Consider the following 19,357-nt stretch of genomic DNA (forward strand, 5'->3'; position numbering starts at 1 on the left):
CCAGTCAATCCAGGCCGGCTCGGCCAAGTCCTTCGAGCAGGCGCGCCCGATCCTCGGCGCGGACGAAGCAGGATGTTGCCCCAACCCAGTCCCGCGAGATGTCAGGGACCAGCGACTTGAGCCGCCCGAGCAGGTCCGCGGCAGCCTCCCGGTTGTCCAGAAACCCGGCACAGGTCGTGCCGATGATCAGCGGATAGGCGTGGCCGGACCGCAGGCGATGCGCCTCCCGCGCATAATTCAATCCAAGCTCGTAATTCGCGCCCTGGAAGTAAGCCATGGCGTAGTAGAACTGGAAGTCGCCGAGAAAAGCCTCGCGCGGGCTCAGCCTGAGGGCGTAGTCGATGCAGGGAATCGCCTCCGCCGCGCGGCCTCCATTGGCATGCGCAAGCCCCAGCTGGCCGTGCGCAAAGGCGGAGTTGGGGTTGATCGCGACAGCCTGGCTGACCGCCGCCATCGCCAGGGCATCGTCACGCGTCGCGTAGGCCGTCATCGTCTGCGCCAGGTAGGCCCACGGCTCCTTGTCGTCCGCGGCGATGGCCTGCCGGACGACATCCCTGGCAAGCGCCAGGGCGCATCCCATGTCCTCCCACCCCTGGAACGCGCGCCACATCGTGATCCAGCCCTTCATGGCAAGCGCCTGGGCATAGTCGGGAGCCAGTCCGATGGCTCGGTCGAGCAGGGGGAGCATCTTCCGACTGCTCTCCTCGGACAGCTGGGAGCACAGGAACACCGTCCGCACGACACATTCCCAGGCATCGAGGCCATGATGCGGCTTAGGACTTTCGCGGGCATGCTCCGCCGCCAGGAGTTCCGGCCCAATGCGGCCGACGACGCTTGCGGTGATTTCGTCCTGAATGACGAAGATGTCGCCCAGATCCCCGTCGTACCTCTCGGCCCAGAGATGGACTTCGGAGGCCGCATCGATGAGCTGCGCGGTCACCCTGACGCGGTTGCCGGACTTGCGGATGCTCCCCTCGAGAACATAGCGGATCCCGAGCTCGCGCCCGATGGCGCGCACGTCCACGGGCTTTCCCTTGTAGGTGAACATCGTGTTGCGGGCGATCACGAAGAAGCCCTTGAGCTTGGACAGCGCGGTGGTGATGTCCTCGGTCAGTCCGTCGCTGAAGAAATCCTGCTCCGGGTCCGTGCTCATGGTGTTGAACGGCAGCACGGCAATGGATGGTCGGTCGGGAAGCGCGGGCCGGGGCGATGCCGTTCGTGCGGTCGCCCCTTCCAGAAGGGGGCGGTACAGTCGCACCGGCCGCTCCATGTTCTTGAGCGCCCGTTCGCCGAGGTACTCGTAGTCGCAGTCGAGCTTGCCCTGAAGGTGATCGTAGGCCGTTCCGGAAATGCAGATGCCGCCTGGATCCGCCAGGGCCTGGAGGCGGGCCGCGATGTTGACGCCGTCGCCGTAGAGATCCCCGTCGGCCTCGTGGATCACGTCACCGAGATTGACGCCGATCCGGTAGACGACGCGTCGGTCGGTTGGGGTATCGGTCTGGTTCTCGGCAACGCGCTTCTGAATGGCGACCGCGCACGCGACGGCATCGACGACCGAGCCGAACTCCACGAGCGCACCGTCGCCCATCAGCTTGACGATACGGCCGTGATGCGCGGCCAACAGCGGATCGATCACCTCCCGGCGCAGTACCTTCAGGGCCGACAGCGTCCCGGCCTCGTCCTGCTCGACGAGGCGGGAATAGCCGACGACGTCGGCGGCCAGGATGGCGGCCAGCCGCCGCTCCGCTCTTGCAGTCGCCATGGCCGTCTCTCCCTTGAGGAGATCCGCCGGATGAAGCCTGGGCGATTGACGCGACATGCACCGTCCGGCTGCCCGACACCGCGACCGTGCCGGTTCAGGATACCACCGGGAGGGTCGTGTGGCGACGCTGCGCTACCCCTCCCGCCCCACCGGCCGTAGATCGCCCAGCATCGTCGGGATCAGCTCCGAAACGGTGGGGTGGATCGGGACGGCCCATTGCAGGGTCGGGTAGTCCGCGCCGGCGTTCATCATGTCGAGGATGCCGTGGATGGCCTCGTCCCCGCCGGTTCCGAGGATCGCGGCGCCGAGGATGCGCTTCGTGTCCTGATCCGCCACGATCTTCATGAAGCCCTTCGTCTCGTCCTTCTCGATGGCGCGCCCGACCCGCGTCATCGGGCGCTTGGAGACGAGGAGGTTGCGGCCCGACCGGCGGGCCTCCGCCTCCGTCATGCCGACGCGGCCGAGCGGCGGGTCGATGTAGAGCGCATAGCCAGGAATCCGCGCGCTGACGCGGCGGGAGGCGCCGTCGAGGAGGTTCGCGGCGACGATCTCGTAATCGTTGTAGGCCGTGTGCGTGAAGGCGCCACGGCCGTTGCAGTCGCCTAAGGCCCAGATGCCCGGCACGTTGGTGGCGAGGCTGTCGTCGACCTCGATGTAGCCCCGCGCGTCGCGTTTCACGCCGGCCGCGTCGAGGCCGAGATCGTCCGTGTTGGGGCGCCGTCCCACCGCGAGCAGCACGTGCGAGCCGACCACCGTCGGCTCGCCCGAGGTGCAGTCCACGTCGACCGCGACGCCGTCCGCATGCGGCTTGAAGCCGATGCAGGTGGCGTCGGTGCGAACCGCGATGCCCTCCGCCGCGAGGATGTCGCGGATGGCGTCGGACACGTCCTCGTCCTCGCGCCCAATCAGGCGCGGTCCCTTCTCCACCACGGTGACCTCGGCCCCGAAGCGGCGGTGCATCTGGGCGAATTCGAGCCCGATATAGCTGCCGCCGACCACGACCAGATGCCGGGGAACGGCGTCGAGCTGCAGGATCGACGTGTTGGTGAGGAAATCCACCGTGCCGACGCCCGGCATGTCGGGCACGCTGGCGCGCCCGCCCACGTTGAGGAAGATGCGCGGCGCCGTCAGCAGCGTGTCGCCGACGCGGAGCGTGTCCGGCCCCTCGAAGCGCGCGTGGCCCTCGATCACCGTGAGGCCGTCCATGCCGCGCAGCCACGTCTCGACGTTCGTGCGCGCCTTGGTCGAGACCGTGTCGGCGCGGGCCTTGACCCGCTTCATGTCGATGGTGACGGGGCCCGCGGGCACGATGCCGAAATCCGCGCCGCGGCGGGCGAGATGGGCCGCATAGGCGCTCGCCACCAGGGTCTTGGTCGGCATGCAGCCGGTATTGACGCAGGTGCCGCCGAAGAGCTTGCGCTCGACGAGCGCGGTCTTCATGCCGGCGGCGGTGAGCCGCGCGGCGAGCGAGGGGCCGGCCTGTCCGGCGCCGACGATGATCGCGTCGAAGTCTTGGGTCATGGTATCGCTCCCACGATCAGCGCGGATCCGAGAACCGCGACCGCATCCTCGATCAGGGCGGCGGGGCGGTCCTTGCCCAACGCCTTCGCCAGCCGCGCCCGCACGGTCGCGCCGCCCAAGGTGCCGGCGACGGCGCCGACCGCCCCGGCCGCGAGCCCGCCCCAGAGCGACCCGCCCGAAGCGCCGATGGCCGCGCCCGAGAGCACCCCCGTGACGATGCGGGTGCCGAACCCGGCCGGCTCCTTGCGGCTCGGCGTGGAGGGCAGCTTGTCGACGATCAATTCCCCGATGGCGAGAACCGTCAGGATCCAGGGCGTGGCGCGATAGCCCAGGAAGGCGAGCCAGGTGCCTTCCAGGTGGAGGAGGCCGAGCGCCGCGGCCCAGCTCACGGCCGCGGGCGCCGTCATGGACCGCAGGCCCGCGACCGCGCCGATGAGGAGCGCCAACAGAACAGCCACCATGCCGCGTCTCCGTGATCGCGCCCGGGAAGGCCGGGCGGAAGCCGATTGCGGCGGCATGCTAGCATGCTCGGCCGTTCTTCGAAGGGGTCAAAAGTCGATGCCGGGGCAACGGAGCATCGAGCCGGTCGCATCGCGATCCGCTCGCGCCCCCGGCTCGCCTCAATTCGGCCCTAATGTCGAATGGGCGACACCGCGACGAAACCGGAGCCTACGAGAACGGGTCGATTGCCATGTTCGGCAGAGGAACGGTCGACACTCCGACACGCAGATCATCCCGGCTGCTCGTTCTGGCGGCCGTTCTGTCGGTCGGGTCTTCCCCGGCCGCCGTATCGCAGCCTCGATCGCCTTCTCCGGCCCGCGACGGGCCGATCCTCTTCGAGAACGTCCGGATCTTCGACGGCAGGACCGCGACCCTGTCGCCTGCCTCCCATGTCCTGGTGAAGGACAACACCATCGCGCGCATCTCCGCTGAGCCCATCGAGACCGGCGTCAATGCGGGCATCCGGGGCGTCGCCGGGAATGGACGCGTGCTGATGCCGGGCCTGACCGACATGCATTGGCATGCCATGATGGTGCGGCCGACTCCCGTGACGCTTCTGACCAGCGACATCGGTTACTCCAACCTGTTGGCGGGAGCCGAGGCCACGGCCACCCTCATGCGCGGCTTCACCACCATCCGCGACTTGGGCGGACCGTCCTTCGGGCTCAAGCGCGCCATCGACGAAGGATTGTTGCCGGGACCGCGCATTTACCCGTCCGGGGCCGTCATCACGGTCACAAGCGGCCACGGGGACTTTCGCCAGCTCTCCGACCTGCCGCGGACCATCGGCGGCATGCTCGCCCGCGTCGAGCAGCTGGGCGGAAGCATGATCGCCGACAGCCCGGACGAGGTGCGGATGCGCGTGCGCGAGCAGCTCATGCAGGGCGCCTCGCAGATCAAGCTCACGGCGGGCGGCGGCGTGGCGTCCCCGTTCTCTCCGCTCGACGTGACGACCTTCACCGAGGCCGAGCTGCGCGCCGCGGTCGAAGCGGCCGAGAACTGGGGAACCTACGTCTGTACCCACGCCTATACGCCCGCTTCTATCCGGCGTTCGATCGCGGCCGGCGTCAAATGCGTCGAGCACGGGCACCTGATGGACGAAGACACGGCCCGGCTCATGGCCGAGAAGGGAATCTGGCTGAGCACGCAGCCCTTCCTCGATGCGTCCCCCGCCAGCGGGCTCGGGCCGGCCGAGCAGGCGAAGCTCGCCCAGGTGGTCACCGGCACGGACCGGGTCTACGCCCTGGCGAAGAAATACGGGATCAGGACGGCCTTCGGGACCGACATCCTGTTCTCCGAGGCGCTGGCGAAACGGCAAGGCGCCATGCTGGCCTCCCTCGCGCGCTGGTATACGCCGGCCGAAGCGCTGATCATGGCGACATCGACGAACGCCGAATTGCTGACCCTGTCCGGCCTGCGCAATCCGTATCCGGGCAGGCTCGGCGTCGTGGAAGAGGGAGCGCTGGCGGATCTGCTGCTGGTCGACGGCAATCCCCTGGAAGACCTTGGCCTCGTGGCCGATCCGGACAGGAACTTCCTCGTCATCATGAAGGACGGCAGGATCTACAAGGATACGGTGCCCAAGTGAGTCTCTCAGCCGCTCAGTCCGGCCCGTCCGTGCGCGACAGCAGCTCGGGCGGCGGTGTGCGCCAGTCGAGAAGCTGCGGCGCGTGCCCGTGGCGGATCACCTGCCATCGGCCGCGCTCGTCCTGCACCACGCCGTAGACCAGCAGGCTTTTGGAGGGGGGGCGGCGCGCGGCACCAGGCTCGCGGCGATGTCCCGCAAGGCCCGCGTCACCAGCCACGCGACCCCGAGGATCGTCCTCATGCCCGCCCGATGCCGCGGCGGCTGTCCTACTCCTCCAGGATGAGGAACCGGCGGCCCGGGCAGGGGCTTCTTGAAACGGCAATCATGGCGCCCCAGCGCGATGTCCGCAGGGCGCTTCTTGGTGGAAAGACATGCTGTGGGTCGTTGTTCTCCTGGGCGCGTCCGGGCTGGCCGGTGGCTACGCCGCCGAGCGGGCGGTCGTTCCCAAACTCCAATATCGTCCGGGCACTCCTGATCAGGTGGTCGAGGCATGCCGGCAGGCCGCCATCGCGGCCGCCCGCGCGCATGCCGGCGAGATGGGCGCGGAGCTGGTCCGCGTCGATGCCGCCAGCGCCGGCGAGATGCGGCGGACGCGACGCGGCGGGCGGGCGCCCGTGGAAGTCGGGATCGTCTATTCGCGCTCCGGCGGGCGGGAAGCGCGCCAGGGCGTCGTCGAATGCCGCGTGGATGCGAGCGGGCAGGCGGCTATTGCGGATCTTGCAGGCGCAGCACGCTAGGCAGCGCCGGAGCGGCCGGCGGGCGGGGAGCGGGTGCGGACGGCCTGACGTCCGCGCGCCGCTCGGCACCGCTGCGGGCCACCCGCTGGGGGGGGGCGCGCGCCGCGACCGTTTTCTGAATCGATCCGGTGGTTCGCGGCGCCGCAGGGCGCGCGCTCTGGCGGCGCGGCGCGCCCGACGCGCTGGCCGCGGCGGGTTTTCGGGGCTCGGGCTTTGCTTCGGCGCTCGGTGCGGCCGGGGTGGGCCTGGCGCCTGCTGCCTCCTGCTGCTTCATGCGCGCGAGTTCGGCCTCGGCGGCCTCGCGCCCCTTGACGGCCGCTTCCAGCTCCGCCCGGGCGGCGGCGGCTTCCGCCCGCGTCTTCACGAGTTCTTCGAACAGGTTGGCGCGCACGCGGTTGAGCCGGGCGATCTCATCCTCCGGCGACGCGGCGGCGCCGGTCGCGGACGCGACGGCAAGTCCGATGGCTGCCACAGTGGCACACCCGCTGGAGCGCAGGATCATTCCGATCCGGGAATGTGACATTCGAGGTCCTCCCTTTGCTGTCCGCCACGGCGCGATTGCGACCGAGCGGCGATCCTGCTCTCCCGGCGTGCGGCCAGATAGATCCACCAAAGGTTTAAGCCTTAGGGAGAGTATTCTTGGCGTGGCGGCCCGGGGCGGCGGACGGGCCTGCGGCCCTTGGCGAACCATGGAGCCGGTGCGGAGCGCTTTCGGCACCCCATTCCCAGCGCCTCCATCCCCCGCTACAACTCCCCCATCTCTCCTCCCAGCCCGGACCCCGCCTCATGCCCGACAGCGCCGCCGATCGCTTTCTTCGTTACGTCGTCATCGACACCCAGTCCGACGCCGCGTCCAAGACCCAGCCCTCGACCGAGAAGCAGAAGAACCTCGGGCGGCTGCTGGTGGAGGAGCTTCTGGCCATCGGCGTGGCGGACGCGCATCTCGACGAGCACGGCTACGTCTACGGCACCATTCCGTCGAACAGCCCCAAGAACAACGTGCCGGTGATCTGCTTCTGCGCCCACATGGACACGGCGCCGGATTTTTCCGGCACCAACGTCAGGCCGCAGGTGGTGCGGAACTACCAGGGCGGCGACATCCGGCTGCCGGGGGATCCGTCCCAGGTCATCCGCGTCGCGGACCATCCGGTGCTGAAAACCCTGGTCGGCGAGGACATCATCACGTCGGACGGCACGACGCTGCTCGGCGCCGACGACAAGGCGGGCATCGCCGAGATCATGGCGGCGGCGGAGTTCCTCATCAACAACCCGGACGTGAAGCACGGCACGATCCGCATCCTCTTCACCACCGACGAGGAGATCGGCCGCGGGGTCGACAAGGTGGATCTGCAAAAGCTCGGGGCCGATTTCGGCTACACCATGGACGGCGAGACGGCGGGCACGATCGAGGACGAGACCTTTTCGGCCGACGCGGTGGAGATCGCCGTCAAGGGCGTGGCGATCCATCCGGGCTTCGCCTTCGGCAAGATGGAGAACGCCATCCGCATCGCCGGCGAGATCGTCGCGCGGCTGCCGAAGGACATGGCGCCCGAGACCACCACGGGCCGCGACGGCTTCATCCATCCGACCGGAGTCTCGGCCGTGATGGAGAAGGCATCCTTGAGCTTCATCATCCGCGACTTCACGGAGGAGGGGCTCAAAGAGAAGGAGGCGCTGCTGGAGGCGATCAGCAAGGAGGTCATGGCGGCCTATCCGGGCTCCAGCCACACCTTCACGGTCAAGGAGCAGTACCGCAACATGAAGGTGGTGCTGGACCGGCATCCGGAGATCGTCGACTACGCCGTCGAGGCGATCCGCCGGGCCGGCATGGAGCCTCAGCGCGGCAGCATCCGCGGCGGCACGGACGGCTCGCGCCTCTCCTTCATGGGCCTGCCCTGCGCCAACATCTTCGCCGGTGGCCACGCCTTCCACTCCCCGCTCGAATTCGTCAGCGCCCAGGACATGGACCGCGCCGCCCGCACGATCGTCGAGCTCGCCAAGCTCTGGGAGGAGCGGGCGTAAGGGCGCGCCCTCCACCTCTCCCGGTGGGAGAGGTCGGACCGTGAGGTCCGGGTGAGGGGGGCGGTGGTTTCAGAACCAAGCGCCTTTTCCCTCCCCCTTGCGGGGAGGGATCAAGGGTGGGGGCGGTGCGAGCGGGTGAGCGGGATCGAGGCGAAGCGCACCACTCACCCGCTCGCACCGGGAGAGGTGGAGGGCGGAGCCCTCAATCTCCTTCGTCCTCTCCAGACGGGAATGACCCGGGAGGCACCCCTCCCGATCAGGAAAACAAGCCTGATCCATTTTAGATCGCCTCTAAGGTGCGACGTGGCGCGTGACACCTGCGCGCTTTGGCTCTAAGACGCGCTGAAACATACGTTAGCGCCATGTCCCACAACACCTTCGGCCATCTCTTCCGCGTCACCACCTTCGGCGAGAGCCATGGTCCGGCCCTCGGCTGCGTCATCGATGGCTGCCCGCCCCGGATCCCGCTCGAGGCCGCCGAGATCCAGGCCGAGCTCGACCGGCGCCGTCCGGGACAGTCGCGCTTCACCACCCAGCGCCAGGAGCCCGACCAGGTGAAGATCCTGTCCGGCGTGTTCACGGACGAGCGCACCGGGCAGCAGGTCACCACGGGCACGCCCATCGCCCTGATGATCGAGAACGTGGACCAGCGCTCGAAGGATTATTCCGAGATCAAGGACAGCTACCGTCCCGGCCACGCCGACTACACCTACGACGTGAAGTACGGCATCCGCGACTATCGCGGCGGCGGCCGGTCCTCGGCCCGCGAGACGGCGGCCCGCGTGGCGGCCGGCGCGGTGGCCCGCAAGGTGCTCTCCGGCGTTACGATCCGCGGCGCGCTCGTGCAGATGGGGCCGCACGCGATCGACCGCAGCCGGTGGGATTGGGACGAGGTCTCCCGCAACCCGTTCTTCTGCCCGGACCCGGAGGCCGCTGCCTTCTACGAGGACTATCTCGACGGCCTGCGCAAGGAGGGCTCCTCCATCGGGGCCGTCCTCGAGATCGTGGCCGAGGGCGTGCCGCCTGGCCTGGGCGCTCCGGTCTACGGCAAGCTCGATTCCGATCTGGCGTCGGCGCTCATGTCGATCAATGCCGTAAAAGGGGTCGAAATCGGCGACGGCTTCGCGGCGTCCGCGCTGCGCGGCGAGGAGAACGCGGACGAGATGCGGCCCGGCAATGCGGGCGCGCCGACCTTCCTGTCGAACCACGCGGGCGGCATCCTCGGCGGCATCTCCACGGGGCAGCCGGTGGTGTGCCGCTTTGCTGTCAAGCCGACCTCCTCGATCCTGACGCCGCGCGCCAGCGTCACGCGCGCCGGGGCCGAGGCCGAGGTGAGGACCAAGGGGCGACACGACCCCTGCGTCGGCATCCGGGCCGTTCCGGTGGGCGAGGCCATGGTTGCCTGCGTTCTGGCAGACCACCTCTTGCGCCACCGGGGCCAGGTCGGCGCTGCCATTCCGTGGCCGTTCCAGTAAAGCCTGTCGCGGTGCACGACAAACAAGGAAGCCAGATGACGATGAACAGCGTCACCGAAGCCATCGAAGCCTTCGCGCAAGGAGAGATCGTCATTGTCACCGACGACGACGATCGCGAGAACGAGGGCGACCTCATTGTCGCCGCCTCCCTCTGCACGCCCGAGAAGATGGCCTTCATCATCCGCAACACCTGCGGCATCGTCTGCGCGCCGCTGACGGCAGCCGACGCGAGGCGTCTGCGGCTCGACCCGATGGTGGCCTCGAACGACGCACCCCTCGGCACCGCCTTCACGGTGACGGTCGACGTGAAGCACGGGCTCACCACCGGCATCTCGGCCGAGCAGCGCTCGAACACCGTGCGGGCGCTCGCCAACAACAACATGGGCGCCGCAGATTTCGTGCGTCCGGGCCATGTCTTCCCGCTCATCGCCAAGGACGGCGGCGTGCTCATGCGTTCCGGCCACACGGAGGCGGCGGTCGATCTCTGCAAGCTGGCGGGCCTGCCGCCGGTCGGCGTGATCTGCGAGCTCGCCAACGACGACGGCACGGTCATGAAAGGCGAGCAGATCGACGTCTTCGCCGGGAAGCACGACCTCAAGCGAATCTCTGTCGCCGATCTCATCGCCTATCGGCAGGCGCGCGAGAAGCTCGTCGAGCGGATCGCGACCTTCCCGGTCGAGACCCAGTGGGGCTCGTTCACGGGCTACGCCTACTCGACGCCGTTCGACAGCGTGCAGCACATGGCGCTCGTCCACGGCCGCATCGGCGACGGAACGAACATCCCGGTGCGCCTCCACCGCGCCAATGCGCTGACCGACGTGTTCGAGGGCGGCAAGACCGTGAACGCGGCCCTGCGGCGCTTCGTGAAGGAGGGCAGGGGCGTTCTCGTCTACCTGCGCGACGGCACCGCCGGCGTGCCGACGACGAATTTCTCAGACCATGACACGACGGAGTCCGAGGCCATGCGCTCCAATCAGTGGCGCGAGATCGGCGTCGGGGCACAGATCCTCAAGGAACTCGGCGTCGTCTCCATCCGCAATCTTGCCACATCCTCCCGCTCTTACGTTGGGCTGAGCGGGTTCGGCATCGAGCTTCTCGATCAGGAGCCGATCGAGAACTGACCGACCGTTCACGCCGATTTCCCGTTTCCGGCTCCCAGAGCCTTTCGCTAGACAGTCCGCCCTTGATCCCTATCCCCGATGGAGCCGGGCAAGAGCATGGCACCACCATGCAGCGCCCGGCTCAGGAACGATCGCATCTCACTGCATCGGAGATTCCCACGGATGAATCGTGGACTCTGATCAAGGCTGTGCGACTCGTTGCAGACCAGATCTTGAACGGGCGGCCAATGCGCGACGCCTTGCGTCTGGGGGGGCGTCTCGTGGCAGCCAGGCTCATGTCGGTCATGACCTTGGTCGTCGCAGCTTGGCTGGTCGACATCGAAACCTTCGCGGAATTCGGCGTGTACCAGACCTTGGCGACGCTCGCCTCGATCGCGCTTTTTTTGCGCTACGATGCCGCCATCCTTTCATCACGGGTTGAGAAAGACGCGGAGGACGCTCTCCGGTTTTGCGTTCTGATCGGTGTGTTGCTCTGGTCCGGCTTTGCCATCGCGGCCGCACTGGCAGGTAAGATGGGACTGATGCGAGAGCAGCTGACTCTGCTTCTGCCCCTTTCGATTCTGGTCCGGGGCATTCTGTGTCTATCCCTGGTGCTGACAACGCGAAGCGGAGACTTCAAGGGGATCGGGCGAGCGACGTTGATCCAGTCGGCGGTTCAGCCAACAACTCTCTTGGTTCTGGTTCTATCTCCGCTTGAGGACGTGTTGTGCTTCGCCATCGCCGATATCGTGGGCCATGCCAGCAGCGCGATCTTTCTCATGCTACAGCGGCGTCGAACATTCGCGAAATTGCGAGGCGGATGGTCGAGTTCGTCATTTGCGAGCGTCGCGAAGAATTGGAAGGCGCTTCCATTCTATAATCTTCCCAGCTCATTCTTCTCCCTTGCCTTCGTCATGTCTCCGCTCCTGATCATGCCGATGGTCGCGAATGCGGTTTTTGCCGGGCACATTGCGTTGGCCTACCGCATCTTCGATGTGCCTACGCAGATCATCACGGCTGCCTCGACCCCAATTTTCCTCAACAAGTTGCGCCCCATGGAGGAAAAGCCGAGTCCGATCTTCGGCCGCCATATCATGTTAGGTCTGATCGTCTTTCTCGGCCTTGCTTATGCTTTGATGGCCGCCTGCCTGATCCTTGCAGACCCATTGCTGGAAGGGTCTGAACTCGCTGGCCTTGCCGATGCTGTCCCGCTCGTAGCCGCGTTCCAGCTCTTCGTCGCCCTCGCGGCCCCGCTGAACGATTCCTGCTCGCTCTATCTGCAGCAGAAGCGTCTCGTCCTGATTCAGGCCATGTCGCTGTTCGTCGGGATCTACGCGGCCTTCCTGGCCACGCGAATGTCCCCGGAGGGTGTCCTGGCGACGCTGGCCGTCGTTTCCGCCTGCCGCGCCCTGGCCCTCGGGGAGCTGCTCCGCAAGCTCTCTCGCCTCAGTAGCCTCAGCTTCGTCCAAGAGCCGCTCAAGCCCTGAGGTCGCGACCCATCAGGGCGTCCATGTGGGCGGCCGTCGACTTTGCCAATCCCTCGAGGTCGTAGCCGCCCTCGAGCAGGGAAACGATCCGCCGGCCGCAATGCCGGTCGGCAAGATCCATGAGCCGCACCGTGGCCCAGGCGAAGTCCGTCTCCGTCAGGTTCAGGCTCGCGAGCGGGTCGCGCCAATGGGCGTCGAAGCCGGCTGAGATCACGATCAGGTCCGGCTGGAAGGCATCGATGCGCGGCAGGACGAGCCCGTCCATCACCTCCCTGAAGGCCTCGCTTCCGTCGCCGGAGCGCAAGGGAGCGTTGACGATGGTGCCGTACTCGCCTTCCTCAGAGGCGGCGCCGGTGCCCGGATAGAGAGGCGCCTCGTGCGTCGAGCAGTACATGACGCTGCCGTCGCTCCAGAAGATGTCCTGCGTGCCGTTGCCGTGGTGGACATCCCAGTCGAGGATCGTGACGCGCTCCGCCCCGTAGCGCGCCTGGGCATGGCGGGCGGCGATCGCCGCGTTGTTGAAGAAGCAGAAGCCCATGGCCCTGGTGCGTTCAGCATGGTGGCCCGGCGGGCGCATCGCCACGAAGGCGTTCCTCACCTGGCCGCTCATGACCTCGTCCACGGCCAGGACGGCGCCCCCGGCGGCCCGGAGCGCCGCCTCGAAGGTTCCCGGCGACATCACCGTGTCCTCGTCGACCCGGACCATGCCCTCCCGAGGGCTGATGTTCCGCAGGAAAACCACGTGTTCCTCCGGATGGGCGAGGGTGAGGCTCTCCATCTCGGCCATCGGGGCCGATTCTCGGATCAGGCCCGAGAATCGCTCCTTCTCCAGCATGCGCTCGATCGCCAGGATCCGGTCGGGCCTCTCCGGATGCCCGGGGGGCGTCTGATGCTGGAGCGCGGCCGGGTGAGTGATGTAGAGCGTGGACATGAGGGCTCTTGCGCGTGTCGAGGAATGCTAATGTCGCAGCGTCACGAGCGCCTGTCCATGTTGTTGCAGCGCAACACTCTTCGCATGAAAGGCGTGGCAAGGTGGTGCGGAACGATGATTCGCTTTTCTTTCCGCGAATTGAAACTAAGTAGCGTCTCCTAAACCGTGCCGCCCATGCGGCAAATCAGAGCTTTTCCGATGCGCGTTCTTCGCCTGACCCTCCTCCTCGTCACCGCACTTCTCGCCGGGTGCAATTTCAAGGGCGTGCCCGATCCGCAGGTTTCGTCGCGGGACTCCGAATGGCTGGCCGAGGTGCCGAAGGCGCAGGAGGACCTGCGCTACGGGCGATATCTGATTGACGATCCGACAGGGGAGGCGCCCGGCACGATCGTGGTCGATACCAAGGAGCGCTTCCTCTACTACGTGATGGCCGGCAAGAAGGCGGTCCGTTACGGCGTGGCGGTCGGCGACGAGGCCTATGGCTGGACCGGCACCGCCCGTGTGGCCCGCAAGGCCGAGTGGCCGGACTGGAACCCGCCGGCCGAGATGAAGGCCCGCTGGCCGCATGTTCGCTACACCAAGGGCGGACCCGAGAACCCGCTCGGCGCCCGCGCCCTCTATCTCTACGAGGGCGACAAGGACACGCTGTATCGCATCCACGGCACTAACGAGCCCGAGAAGATCGGCCTCGCGGTCTCTTCCGGCTGCATCCGGATGCGCAACATCGACGTGATCGACCTCTACAACCGCACCGACGTGAACGCGAAGGTCATCGTCCGGTAGGAAGAAGGCGCCCCGCTCAGGGCGCCTCTTGGGACGTTGAGGCAGTCGGCGTCAGTCGACGATCGCCTCTTTGCGCAGGATCGCAGGCAGTTCCTGGCTCTTGGGGAGGCGCGGCTGTTCCCTTACCGCATGCACGGCGGCCGCAAGAGCCGGCAGCGCGACGGGTTTGAAGGCCGGCGTTTCGGGCTGGGCGACGGGCGGCTGGCGGCGCGTCGTGCGCGTTGCGGTTTGCTGGGTCATGTTTCTCTCCCTGGTCGTTGGGACCATGTGTCATGGCTTGTTGCCATCTTCCGGCCGGTCGTGACCGCATCTGGGCAGAGCCATGATTTTTTGCTGGCTTGGCTGGACATGCTCCAGACAGGCTTAACGGAAGCTTAACAGAGTTACACAACTCCGTAACCCTTCCTGACGGGTCTACCGGCCTGCGGCGCGCTCACGGCGGGCGAAAGCCTCTCCGTCCCGCAGGCCCATCTCGTAGGCTTTCCGGATTCCTGCCGGGTTGGTGATGTCGAACTGCCCGATCGGCACCGGCTCCGAGGGCTGGATGTAGGTGCGGCCGGGGATGTGCGGAAAGGCCCGATAGAGCCGGGACAGGATGACGAGGGTCTTTCCGCCCCGGTCCTCGACAGCCTGCAGCGGTTCCGCCGGCACATTGTCGACGAGGCCGCCGTCGAGCGCCGCCATGCCGCCCACCCAGCCGACCGGCATGAAGGGTGGCACGCTAGCGCTGGCCATGAGGGCCGCCGACAGCTCGGCCGGCGAGGCGAGATCCCGAACCCGCACGAATTCCGGCCGGAAGCCGATCGCCCTGCCGCCTCTCGGATGAACGGGTGCGCGCCACTTCTTCTCGATCTGGTAGGTCGCGATTCCGAGCGGGATCGCCAGCGCGAGAGGCAGCCGGCGTGGCTTGCGGGCAAGGCCGATCAGGATGTCCGGGCCCTGCTTCAGGCGCTCCAGCGCCGCGTCGTCGATGATCGCTTCGATGAGGGAGCGGTACATGAGCGAAACGGGCCAGGGCGAGCCTTCCCGGCGCCACGCGCGCCATTCGAAGTTGCGCCGGCCGGTGCTGCAGCCCTCCGCCACCATCTCATTGACGCGACGTCCGAGCCCGAGAAGGCTGTAGCAGGCCGACCACGCACCGGCGCTCACGCCGGCGACGACCTGCGGCTTCAGATCGAGAAGCGGTCCCGCGGACTCCCAGAAGCCGCCCTGCCAATAGCAGCGGTTGCCTCCTCCGGCGAACGCGACGGCATCGAACATAGAAGCCTATCTCTCGAGCTTGGAAGGGGGCTGTTCCTCCGCCGCGCGGGCCAGGTCGCGCCAGGCGACGACGATACGCTCCAGGTCCGCCAGATCCCGGGCCGGCAAGGCCCCGAGCGTTCCCTGAACATAGGCGCGCTGGAGGGCGATTCCCTTCTCGGCGAGGTCGCGGCCCTTCGCGGTCAGGTGCAGGGCATTGGATCGCCGGTCGCCCGGAATGGCGCGTCGTTCGACCAGTCCCGCTTCGACCAGGCGGTCGACCAGACCCGAGACATTGCCCTTGGTGACATAGAGCCGTTCGGCCAGTTCCTGCTGGCTCAGGCCCTCGCGCTCGGTGAGCGTCGAGAGCAGGTCGAACTGCGGCACGGAGAGGCCGAGCGTCTTCAGTTCGGTGGCGATGGTGGTCAGGGCGCGGCGATGCAGGCGGATGACGCGGAACCAGACCCGAAGCGGATCGGCCGCTTCGTTGGCGGCCGGTGCAGTGGTGGGAGACGCGGACACGGACAAAGAAGGGCTCCTCGCGAGACGGCCATAGTTTACGTCAGAACGTTCGCGATCGTCATCCAGCCTTTTGGGCTTGCACCAATCAGCCGACCTTCGGGACGTCGTCTCCCGGCGGTTCGGACGGCTCAGGCGGTCGTAAGCCGGACTTGTGGTCGGGAGATGGGGTGTCGGGCTGCGGCGGCGCCGGGACGTCGGGTTGGCGCTTGTCAGGTGCAGGGCCATCGGACATGGCGGATTCTCCCGTCACTGCGTGCCCGGAGGCGGCACATAGGGAACGTCGTCCGGAGCAGGTCCCTTGTGATCGGCGGGGCTGCCGTCCTCTGGAACAGGATCGAGGTCGGGAAGCTCGGGCAGGCCCTCGCTCGGGTCACGCTCCCGCGACGGGATATCATCGGGCCGGGACGTACCGGACATGCGGTTCTCCGTCTCATGCTGGCTCTTAGGCAAGCCGCTGGCGCCCGCTCCGTTCCCGATGCAGTGCTGCTCTTGAGCGGCTTTCTGTCGGCACGGAACCGGGTGAGCTTCCGGCGCCTCGGGAGCGCCGAAGGGAACCAAAGCCAAGCTCGGGCTTTTCTGTCCGCCCACCCGGTGACCGATCAGCGTCTCAAACTCCTTGAGCGGCAGGTGCCGGCCCGATCCGGCGCGCCGCTTTTCCGCGATGGGGAGTGGCGCGCGCTCAAAGAGATTTGTAAGACGACCTGATGCGCCATCTCATTCTCGAGGAACCATACTCCCGGCCGGCGAAGTGGTCGCCCATGCTGGCATGGTTCGCCCTTGCCGTGACCATCATGGCCGTTCTGCTGATCAGGTTCGGCCGTATCGACTATGCGTCCGGCTTCGTAGCGCTCGGAGCCGGCCTGACGACCGCCGTCGTCGCGGTCCTGATGTCCCTGCTCGCCTTCGTGCGGATCTGGCAGGAAGGGCGGCGGGGCTTAGGAAGCGCCATCCGGGGCATGCTGATCGCCTTCCTGGTGCTGGGCTATCCGTCCTGGCTCGCCGTCAAGGCCGTGACCCTGCCGCCGATCAACGACGTCTCCACCGATACGGAGGACCCGCCGGCATTCTCGCGTTCCCGCGTGGCACTGGAGGCCCGCGGCGGTCGTGTCCCGCCCGATGTGGGTCCCGAAGTCCGCGAGGCGCAGCGGGAAGCGTATGTGCAGATCGCGCCGCTGACCCTCGACCTTACGCCCGACGAGGCCTTCGCGCTTGTGCGCAAGGCCGCGACCAATCTGGGCTGGCAGGTGATCGAGGCCGTGCCGCCCGGCGGCCGCATGGGAACCGGGCGCCTCGAGGCCATCGACCGCACGTTCTTCCTGAAGCTGCCCGACGACGTCACTGTCCGGATCCGGCCGCGGGCCGACGGGACGCGCATCGACATCCGCTCAGCCTCCCGGATGGGCAACCATGACCTAGGCACCAACGCCAAGCGGATCCGGGCCTTCCTGGAGGAGGCCTCGAACCTCGCCCTCGCCGCCAATTGATCAGGCTGGCGTCACGCCAGCCAGTACTCGCTGTCGAGAGAGGGCATGCCCTCCGTGGTCACCTGGCCCTTGGCGACGAGGTCCTCCAGGTGAGCGAAGACCGACAATCCCGCGGCGCCAACGAGGGCCGGCTTCAGGCCCTGATAGATGGCGGCCACGATGGCCGGGATCGTCCGGTCCCCGGCGGCGAGCCGGTTAAGGATCGACACCTCCCGCTGCCGCCGGTGGTGGATCAACGCTCGGACGAAGCGCTGCGGGTCCTGCACAGGGCCGCCGTGGCCGGGCCAGTACACGGCCTCCTCGCGTCCCTTCAGCTTGTCCAAGGAGGCCATGAAGTCGCTCATAGAGCCGTCCGGCGGCGCCACGACGGTTGTCGACCAAGCCATGACATGGTCGCCCGAGAACAGGGCCTTCTCCTCGGGTAGAGCGAAAGCCAGGTGATTGGCCATGTGCCCCGGCGTCGCCAGGGCCGACAGGCTCCAGCCAGGACCCGAGATCACGTCGCCCTCGGCAAGCTCCCGGTCCGGGGCGTAGTCCCGGTCGGAGCTCGTCTCGAGCATGTTGACCTCGCCTTCGAAGAGGGGGCGGGCGCTACGGTGCGGCGAGCAGCCGACCAGCAGAGCCCCCGTCGCATCCTTGATGGCCTTGGCTGCAGGGGAGTGGTCCTTGTGGGTGTGGGTGACGAGGATGTGGGTCACCGTCTCGTTCCGCACCGCGTCGAGCAGGGCCGCCACATGGGTCGGCTGGTCGGGCCCGGGGTCAATGATCGCCACATGGCCGCGGCCGACGATGTAGCTGCAGGTTCCCGTGAAGGTGATCGGCCCCGGATTGTCGGCCACCACCCGGCGCACGAGCGGGCTGACGCGCACGCATTCGCCTGCCTGGCCAGGGGGGCGGATGTCGAAGGTGAGGTCGTCTGCCATGGAGCCGGTCCTGGAAAATGGTCTGGGCACGAATATGGGGCGGCGGCGCCCCGGCTTGAGGCGACCGCTCGACACCCCTATAAGGCGTCGTGAACCGCCTGCGAATGGCGGAACGAGATCTGGAGCATAATGATGTCCACCGGCGCTACCGCCCTTGCCACTCCTTCCACCCTGATGGGCCTCCTCTGGCCCGCCCGGAACGATGCGCGCTTCGCCGCCATCCGCGCCGTCGTCCTCATGGTCGTCGGTTCCGCGCTGCTGACCCTGTCGGCCAAAGTGCAGGTGTCGCTGCCTTACGTTCCCATGACGATGCAGACCCTCGTGGTCTTGCTGATCGGCGCGACCTACGGCTGGCGCCTCGGCGGCGCGACCGTCGCCCTCTACCTGATGCAGGGCGCCATGGGCATGCCCGTCTTCGCGAACACCCCGCCTATGCCGGCCGGGATCGGCTATTTCGCAAGCCCCACCGGCGGCTTCCTCTTCGGCTTCCTGGCCGCGGCTCTGGTGATGGGCGTCATGGCCGAGCGGGGCTGGGACCGTTCGCTCCTGCGCGTCACCGTCATGATGAGCATCGGCCACGCTGTGATCTTCGTGTTCGGCCTGGCCCAGCTCTCGCTGGTCATGCCCTTCGCCAAAGCGTGGACGGTCGGCGCCGCGCCTTTCGTGGCGGCGACCATCGTCAAGACGGCGCTCGCCATCGCCCTGATGCAGGCGGCCTGGAGCATCACGCGCCGGAACGGTTCCGCGCGCTGAGGCGACGCCTGCAGGTCACATGAAATGGGAAGCCGCCTTCGGGCGGCTTCTTCCGTTTGGAGGGGCGTTCAGCCGACCGAATGCACGAGCCGCAGGCTCGGCTTTGCATGGCCCTGGCGGAAGGTGAGGCTGATCCAGTCACCGTCGCCGTTGCCCTCGACCGTGTGGTAGCCGAGCTGCTTGGCGAGAGCCCGCGCCTGATCGGAATTGGCGCGCGAGATCCAGCGGGTGAACTCGACACTGCCCTGGTCCATCAGGACGGCGAGCATGCCGATCTCGACACCCTGGTCGAACTCCTCGCTGCGGCCGGGGAAACGCAGCCGCAGGCCTTCGTCGAGATGAATGTGACGCATGGTTGGCCCCCATCGATAATCGCCGTTTGTCGGCTTCTTTGGCATGAGAATAAGCGATCCGGGCTTTTCGTAGAAGGGCGGCAAGGCGGCGCACGCGCAAGCCCGCCGTGCGTCGGGAGGAACCTCGGCGGCAAATCGCTCATTAGCTCAGGGAAACCGCCGAAAGTGACGGCAGG

Annotated in this window: 22 protein-coding genes; 9 read left to right on the forward strand and 13 right to left on the reverse strand. The window is 67.4% G+C overall.

Translation table 11 applies throughout. The features are described from left to right. Positions 1 to 4 precede the first annotated feature (4 nt). The 3 genes from DES45_RS13380 to DES45_RS13390 all read right to left on the reverse strand — a co-directional run bounded on the left by DES45_RS13380 (position 5) and on the right by DES45_RS13390 (position 3,741). Entirely contained in the window at positions 5 to 1,762 is a 1,758-nt protein-coding gene (locus DES45_RS13380) for an adenylate/guanylate cyclase domain-containing protein (RefSeq protein ID WP_114770897.1), read from the reverse strand. A gap of 132 nt (positions 1,763 to 1,894) precedes the next feature. After that, on the reverse strand, positions 1,895 to 3,283 hold the full coding sequence (locus DES45_RS13385; RefSeq protein ID WP_114770529.1) for an FAD-containing oxidoreductase: 1,389 nt from the start codon (positions 3,281 to 3,283) through the stop codon (positions 1,895 to 1,897). Next, positions 3,280 to 3,741: a DUF4126 domain-containing protein gene (locus DES45_RS13390; RefSeq protein WP_114770898.1), complete on the reverse strand. Its 462-nt coding sequence runs from the start codon at positions 3,739 to 3,741 to the stop codon at positions 3,280 to 3,282. The genes DES45_RS13385 and DES45_RS13390 overlap by 4 nt, the downstream gene beginning before the upstream one ends. A 233-nt stretch (positions 3,742 to 3,974) precedes the next feature. Here DES45_RS13390 and DES45_RS13395 point away from each other — a divergent pair, with 233 nt between their 5' ends. Continuing rightward, complete coding sequence (locus DES45_RS13395) at positions 3,975 to 5,372, forward strand: metal-dependent hydrolase family protein (protein WP_114770530.1); 1,398 nt, start codon at positions 3,975 to 3,977, stop codon at positions 5,370 to 5,372. A 13-nt stretch (positions 5,373 to 5,385) separates the two neighbouring features. Here DES45_RS13395 and DES45_RS13400 read toward each other — a convergent pair whose 3' ends face one another. Continuing rightward, positions 5,386 to 5,589: a hypothetical protein gene (locus DES45_RS13400; protein WP_114770531.1), complete on the reverse strand. Its 204-nt coding sequence runs from the start codon at positions 5,587 to 5,589 to the stop codon at positions 5,386 to 5,388. 154 nt (positions 5,590 to 5,743) lie between these two features. Here DES45_RS13400 and DES45_RS13405 point away from each other — a divergent pair, with 154 nt between their 5' ends. Continuing rightward, positions 5,744 to 6,109, forward strand: a complete 366-nt coding sequence (locus DES45_RS13405) for a hypothetical protein (protein WP_114770532.1) — start codon at positions 5,744 to 5,746, stop codon at positions 6,107 to 6,109. Here DES45_RS13405 and DES45_RS13410 read toward each other — a convergent pair. Beyond that, entirely contained in the window at positions 6,078 to 6,632 is a 555-nt protein-coding gene (locus DES45_RS13410; RefSeq protein ID WP_114770533.1) for a hypothetical protein, read from the reverse strand. The genes DES45_RS13405 and DES45_RS13410 overlap by 32 nt on opposite strands. 263 nt (positions 6,633 to 6,895) lie before the next feature. On the opposite strand from DES45_RS13410, the gene pepT reads away from it, so the two are divergent. The 4 genes from pepT (at position 6,896) to DES45_RS13430 (ending at position 12,193) form a co-directional block, all read left to right on the forward strand. Next, positions 6,896 to 8,131: a peptidase T gene (gene pepT / locus DES45_RS13415; RefSeq protein WP_114770534.1), complete on the forward strand. Its 1,236-nt coding sequence runs from the start codon at positions 6,896 to 6,898 to the stop codon at positions 8,129 to 8,131. A 362-nt stretch (positions 8,132 to 8,493) separates the two neighbouring features. Next, entirely contained in the window at positions 8,494 to 9,606 is a 1,113-nt protein-coding gene (gene aroC / locus DES45_RS13420; RefSeq protein ID WP_114770535.1) for a chorismate synthase, read from the forward strand. A 35-nt stretch (positions 9,607 to 9,641) separates the two neighbouring features. Continuing rightward, entirely contained in the window at positions 9,642 to 10,727 is a 1,086-nt protein-coding gene (gene ribB, locus DES45_RS13425) for a 3,4-dihydroxy-2-butanone-4-phosphate synthase (protein WP_114770536.1), read from the forward strand. A 275-nt stretch (positions 10,728 to 11,002) separates the two neighbouring features. After that, complete coding sequence (locus DES45_RS13430; RefSeq protein ID WP_147282403.1) at positions 11,003 to 12,193, forward strand: hypothetical protein; 1,191 nt, start codon at positions 11,003 to 11,005, stop codon at positions 12,191 to 12,193. On the opposite strand, the gene DES45_RS13435 is transcribed toward DES45_RS13430, so the two are convergent. Continuing rightward, complete coding sequence (locus DES45_RS13435; protein WP_114770538.1) at positions 12,183 to 13,124, reverse strand: histone deacetylase family protein; 942 nt, start codon at positions 13,122 to 13,124, stop codon at positions 12,183 to 12,185. The genes DES45_RS13430 and DES45_RS13435 overlap by 11 nt on opposite strands. Before the next feature lie 198 nt (positions 13,125 to 13,322). Between DES45_RS13435 and DES45_RS13440 the strand changes: the two genes are divergently transcribed. After that, positions 13,323 to 13,907, forward strand: coding sequence for a L,D-transpeptidase (locus tag DES45_RS13440; protein WP_114770539.1), 585 nt, complete (start codon positions 13,323 to 13,325; stop codon positions 13,905 to 13,907). 51 nt (positions 13,908 to 13,958) lie between these two features. Here DES45_RS13440 and DES45_RS13445 read toward each other — a convergent pair whose 3' ends face one another. The 5 genes from DES45_RS13445 to DES45_RS25160 all read right to left on the reverse strand — a co-directional run bounded on the left by DES45_RS13445 (position 13,959) and on the right by DES45_RS25160 (position 16,085). Further along, on the reverse strand, positions 13,959 to 14,147 hold the full coding sequence (locus DES45_RS13445; RefSeq protein WP_114770540.1) for a hypothetical protein: 189 nt from the start codon (positions 14,145 to 14,147) through the stop codon (positions 13,959 to 13,961). Between the two features lie 174 nt (positions 14,148 to 14,321). After that, a complete protein-coding gene (locus tag DES45_RS13450) occupies positions 14,322 to 15,167 on the reverse strand; it encodes a patatin-like phospholipase family protein (protein WP_114770541.1) in 846 nt (281 codons plus the stop codon). 6 nt (positions 15,168 to 15,173) lie between these two features. Further along, positions 15,174 to 15,674 carry a MarR family winged helix-turn-helix transcriptional regulator gene (locus DES45_RS13455; protein ID WP_425374285.1) on the reverse strand — a complete coding sequence of 167 codons (501 nt, stop codon included), beginning with the start codon at positions 15,672 to 15,674 and terminating at the stop codon, positions 15,174 to 15,176. Positions 15,675 to 15,753: 79 nt separating this feature from the next. Continuing rightward, on the reverse strand, positions 15,754 to 15,900 hold the full coding sequence (locus DES45_RS25705; RefSeq protein WP_245571716.1) for a hypothetical protein: 147 nt from the start codon (positions 15,898 to 15,900) through the stop codon (positions 15,754 to 15,756). 14 nt (positions 15,901 to 15,914) lie between these two features. Beyond that, positions 15,915 to 16,085, reverse strand: a complete 171-nt coding sequence (locus DES45_RS25160; protein WP_170151491.1) for a hypothetical protein — start codon at positions 16,083 to 16,085, stop codon at positions 15,915 to 15,917. Positions 16,086 to 16,372: 287 nt separating this feature from the next. On the opposite strand from DES45_RS25160, the gene DES45_RS13465 reads away from it, so the two are divergent. After that, complete coding sequence (locus DES45_RS13465; RefSeq protein WP_114770544.1) at positions 16,373 to 17,152, forward strand: DUF1499 domain-containing protein; 780 nt, start codon at positions 16,373 to 16,375, stop codon at positions 17,150 to 17,152. 11 nt (positions 17,153 to 17,163) lie between these two features. On the opposite strand, the gene DES45_RS13470 is transcribed toward DES45_RS13465, so the two are convergent. Continuing rightward, complete coding sequence (locus DES45_RS13470; protein WP_114770545.1) at positions 17,164 to 18,075, reverse strand: MBL fold metallo-hydrolase; 912 nt, start codon at positions 18,073 to 18,075, stop codon at positions 17,164 to 17,166. Positions 18,076 to 18,204: 129 nt separating this feature from the next. On the opposite strand from DES45_RS13470, the gene DES45_RS13475 reads away from it, so the two are divergent. Continuing rightward, positions 18,205 to 18,828, forward strand: a complete 624-nt coding sequence (locus DES45_RS13475) for a biotin transporter BioY (protein WP_425374286.1) — start codon at positions 18,205 to 18,207, stop codon at positions 18,826 to 18,828. A gap of 68 nt (positions 18,829 to 18,896) precedes the next feature. Here the strand turns inward: DES45_RS13475 and DES45_RS13480 are convergent, their stop codons facing one another. Then, positions 18,897 to 19,181 (reverse strand): hypothetical protein, encoded by a 285-nt coding sequence (locus DES45_RS13480; RefSeq protein ID WP_114770547.1) that lies wholly within the window; start codon positions 19,179 to 19,181, stop codon positions 18,897 to 18,899. Between the last annotated feature and the right edge of the window lie 176 nt (positions 19,182 to 19,357).

The organism is Microvirga subterranea, assembly GCF_003350535.1.
In the GTDB taxonomy this organism is placed as follows: Bacteria; Pseudomonadota; Alphaproteobacteria; order Rhizobiales; family Beijerinckiaceae; genus Microvirga; species Microvirga subterranea.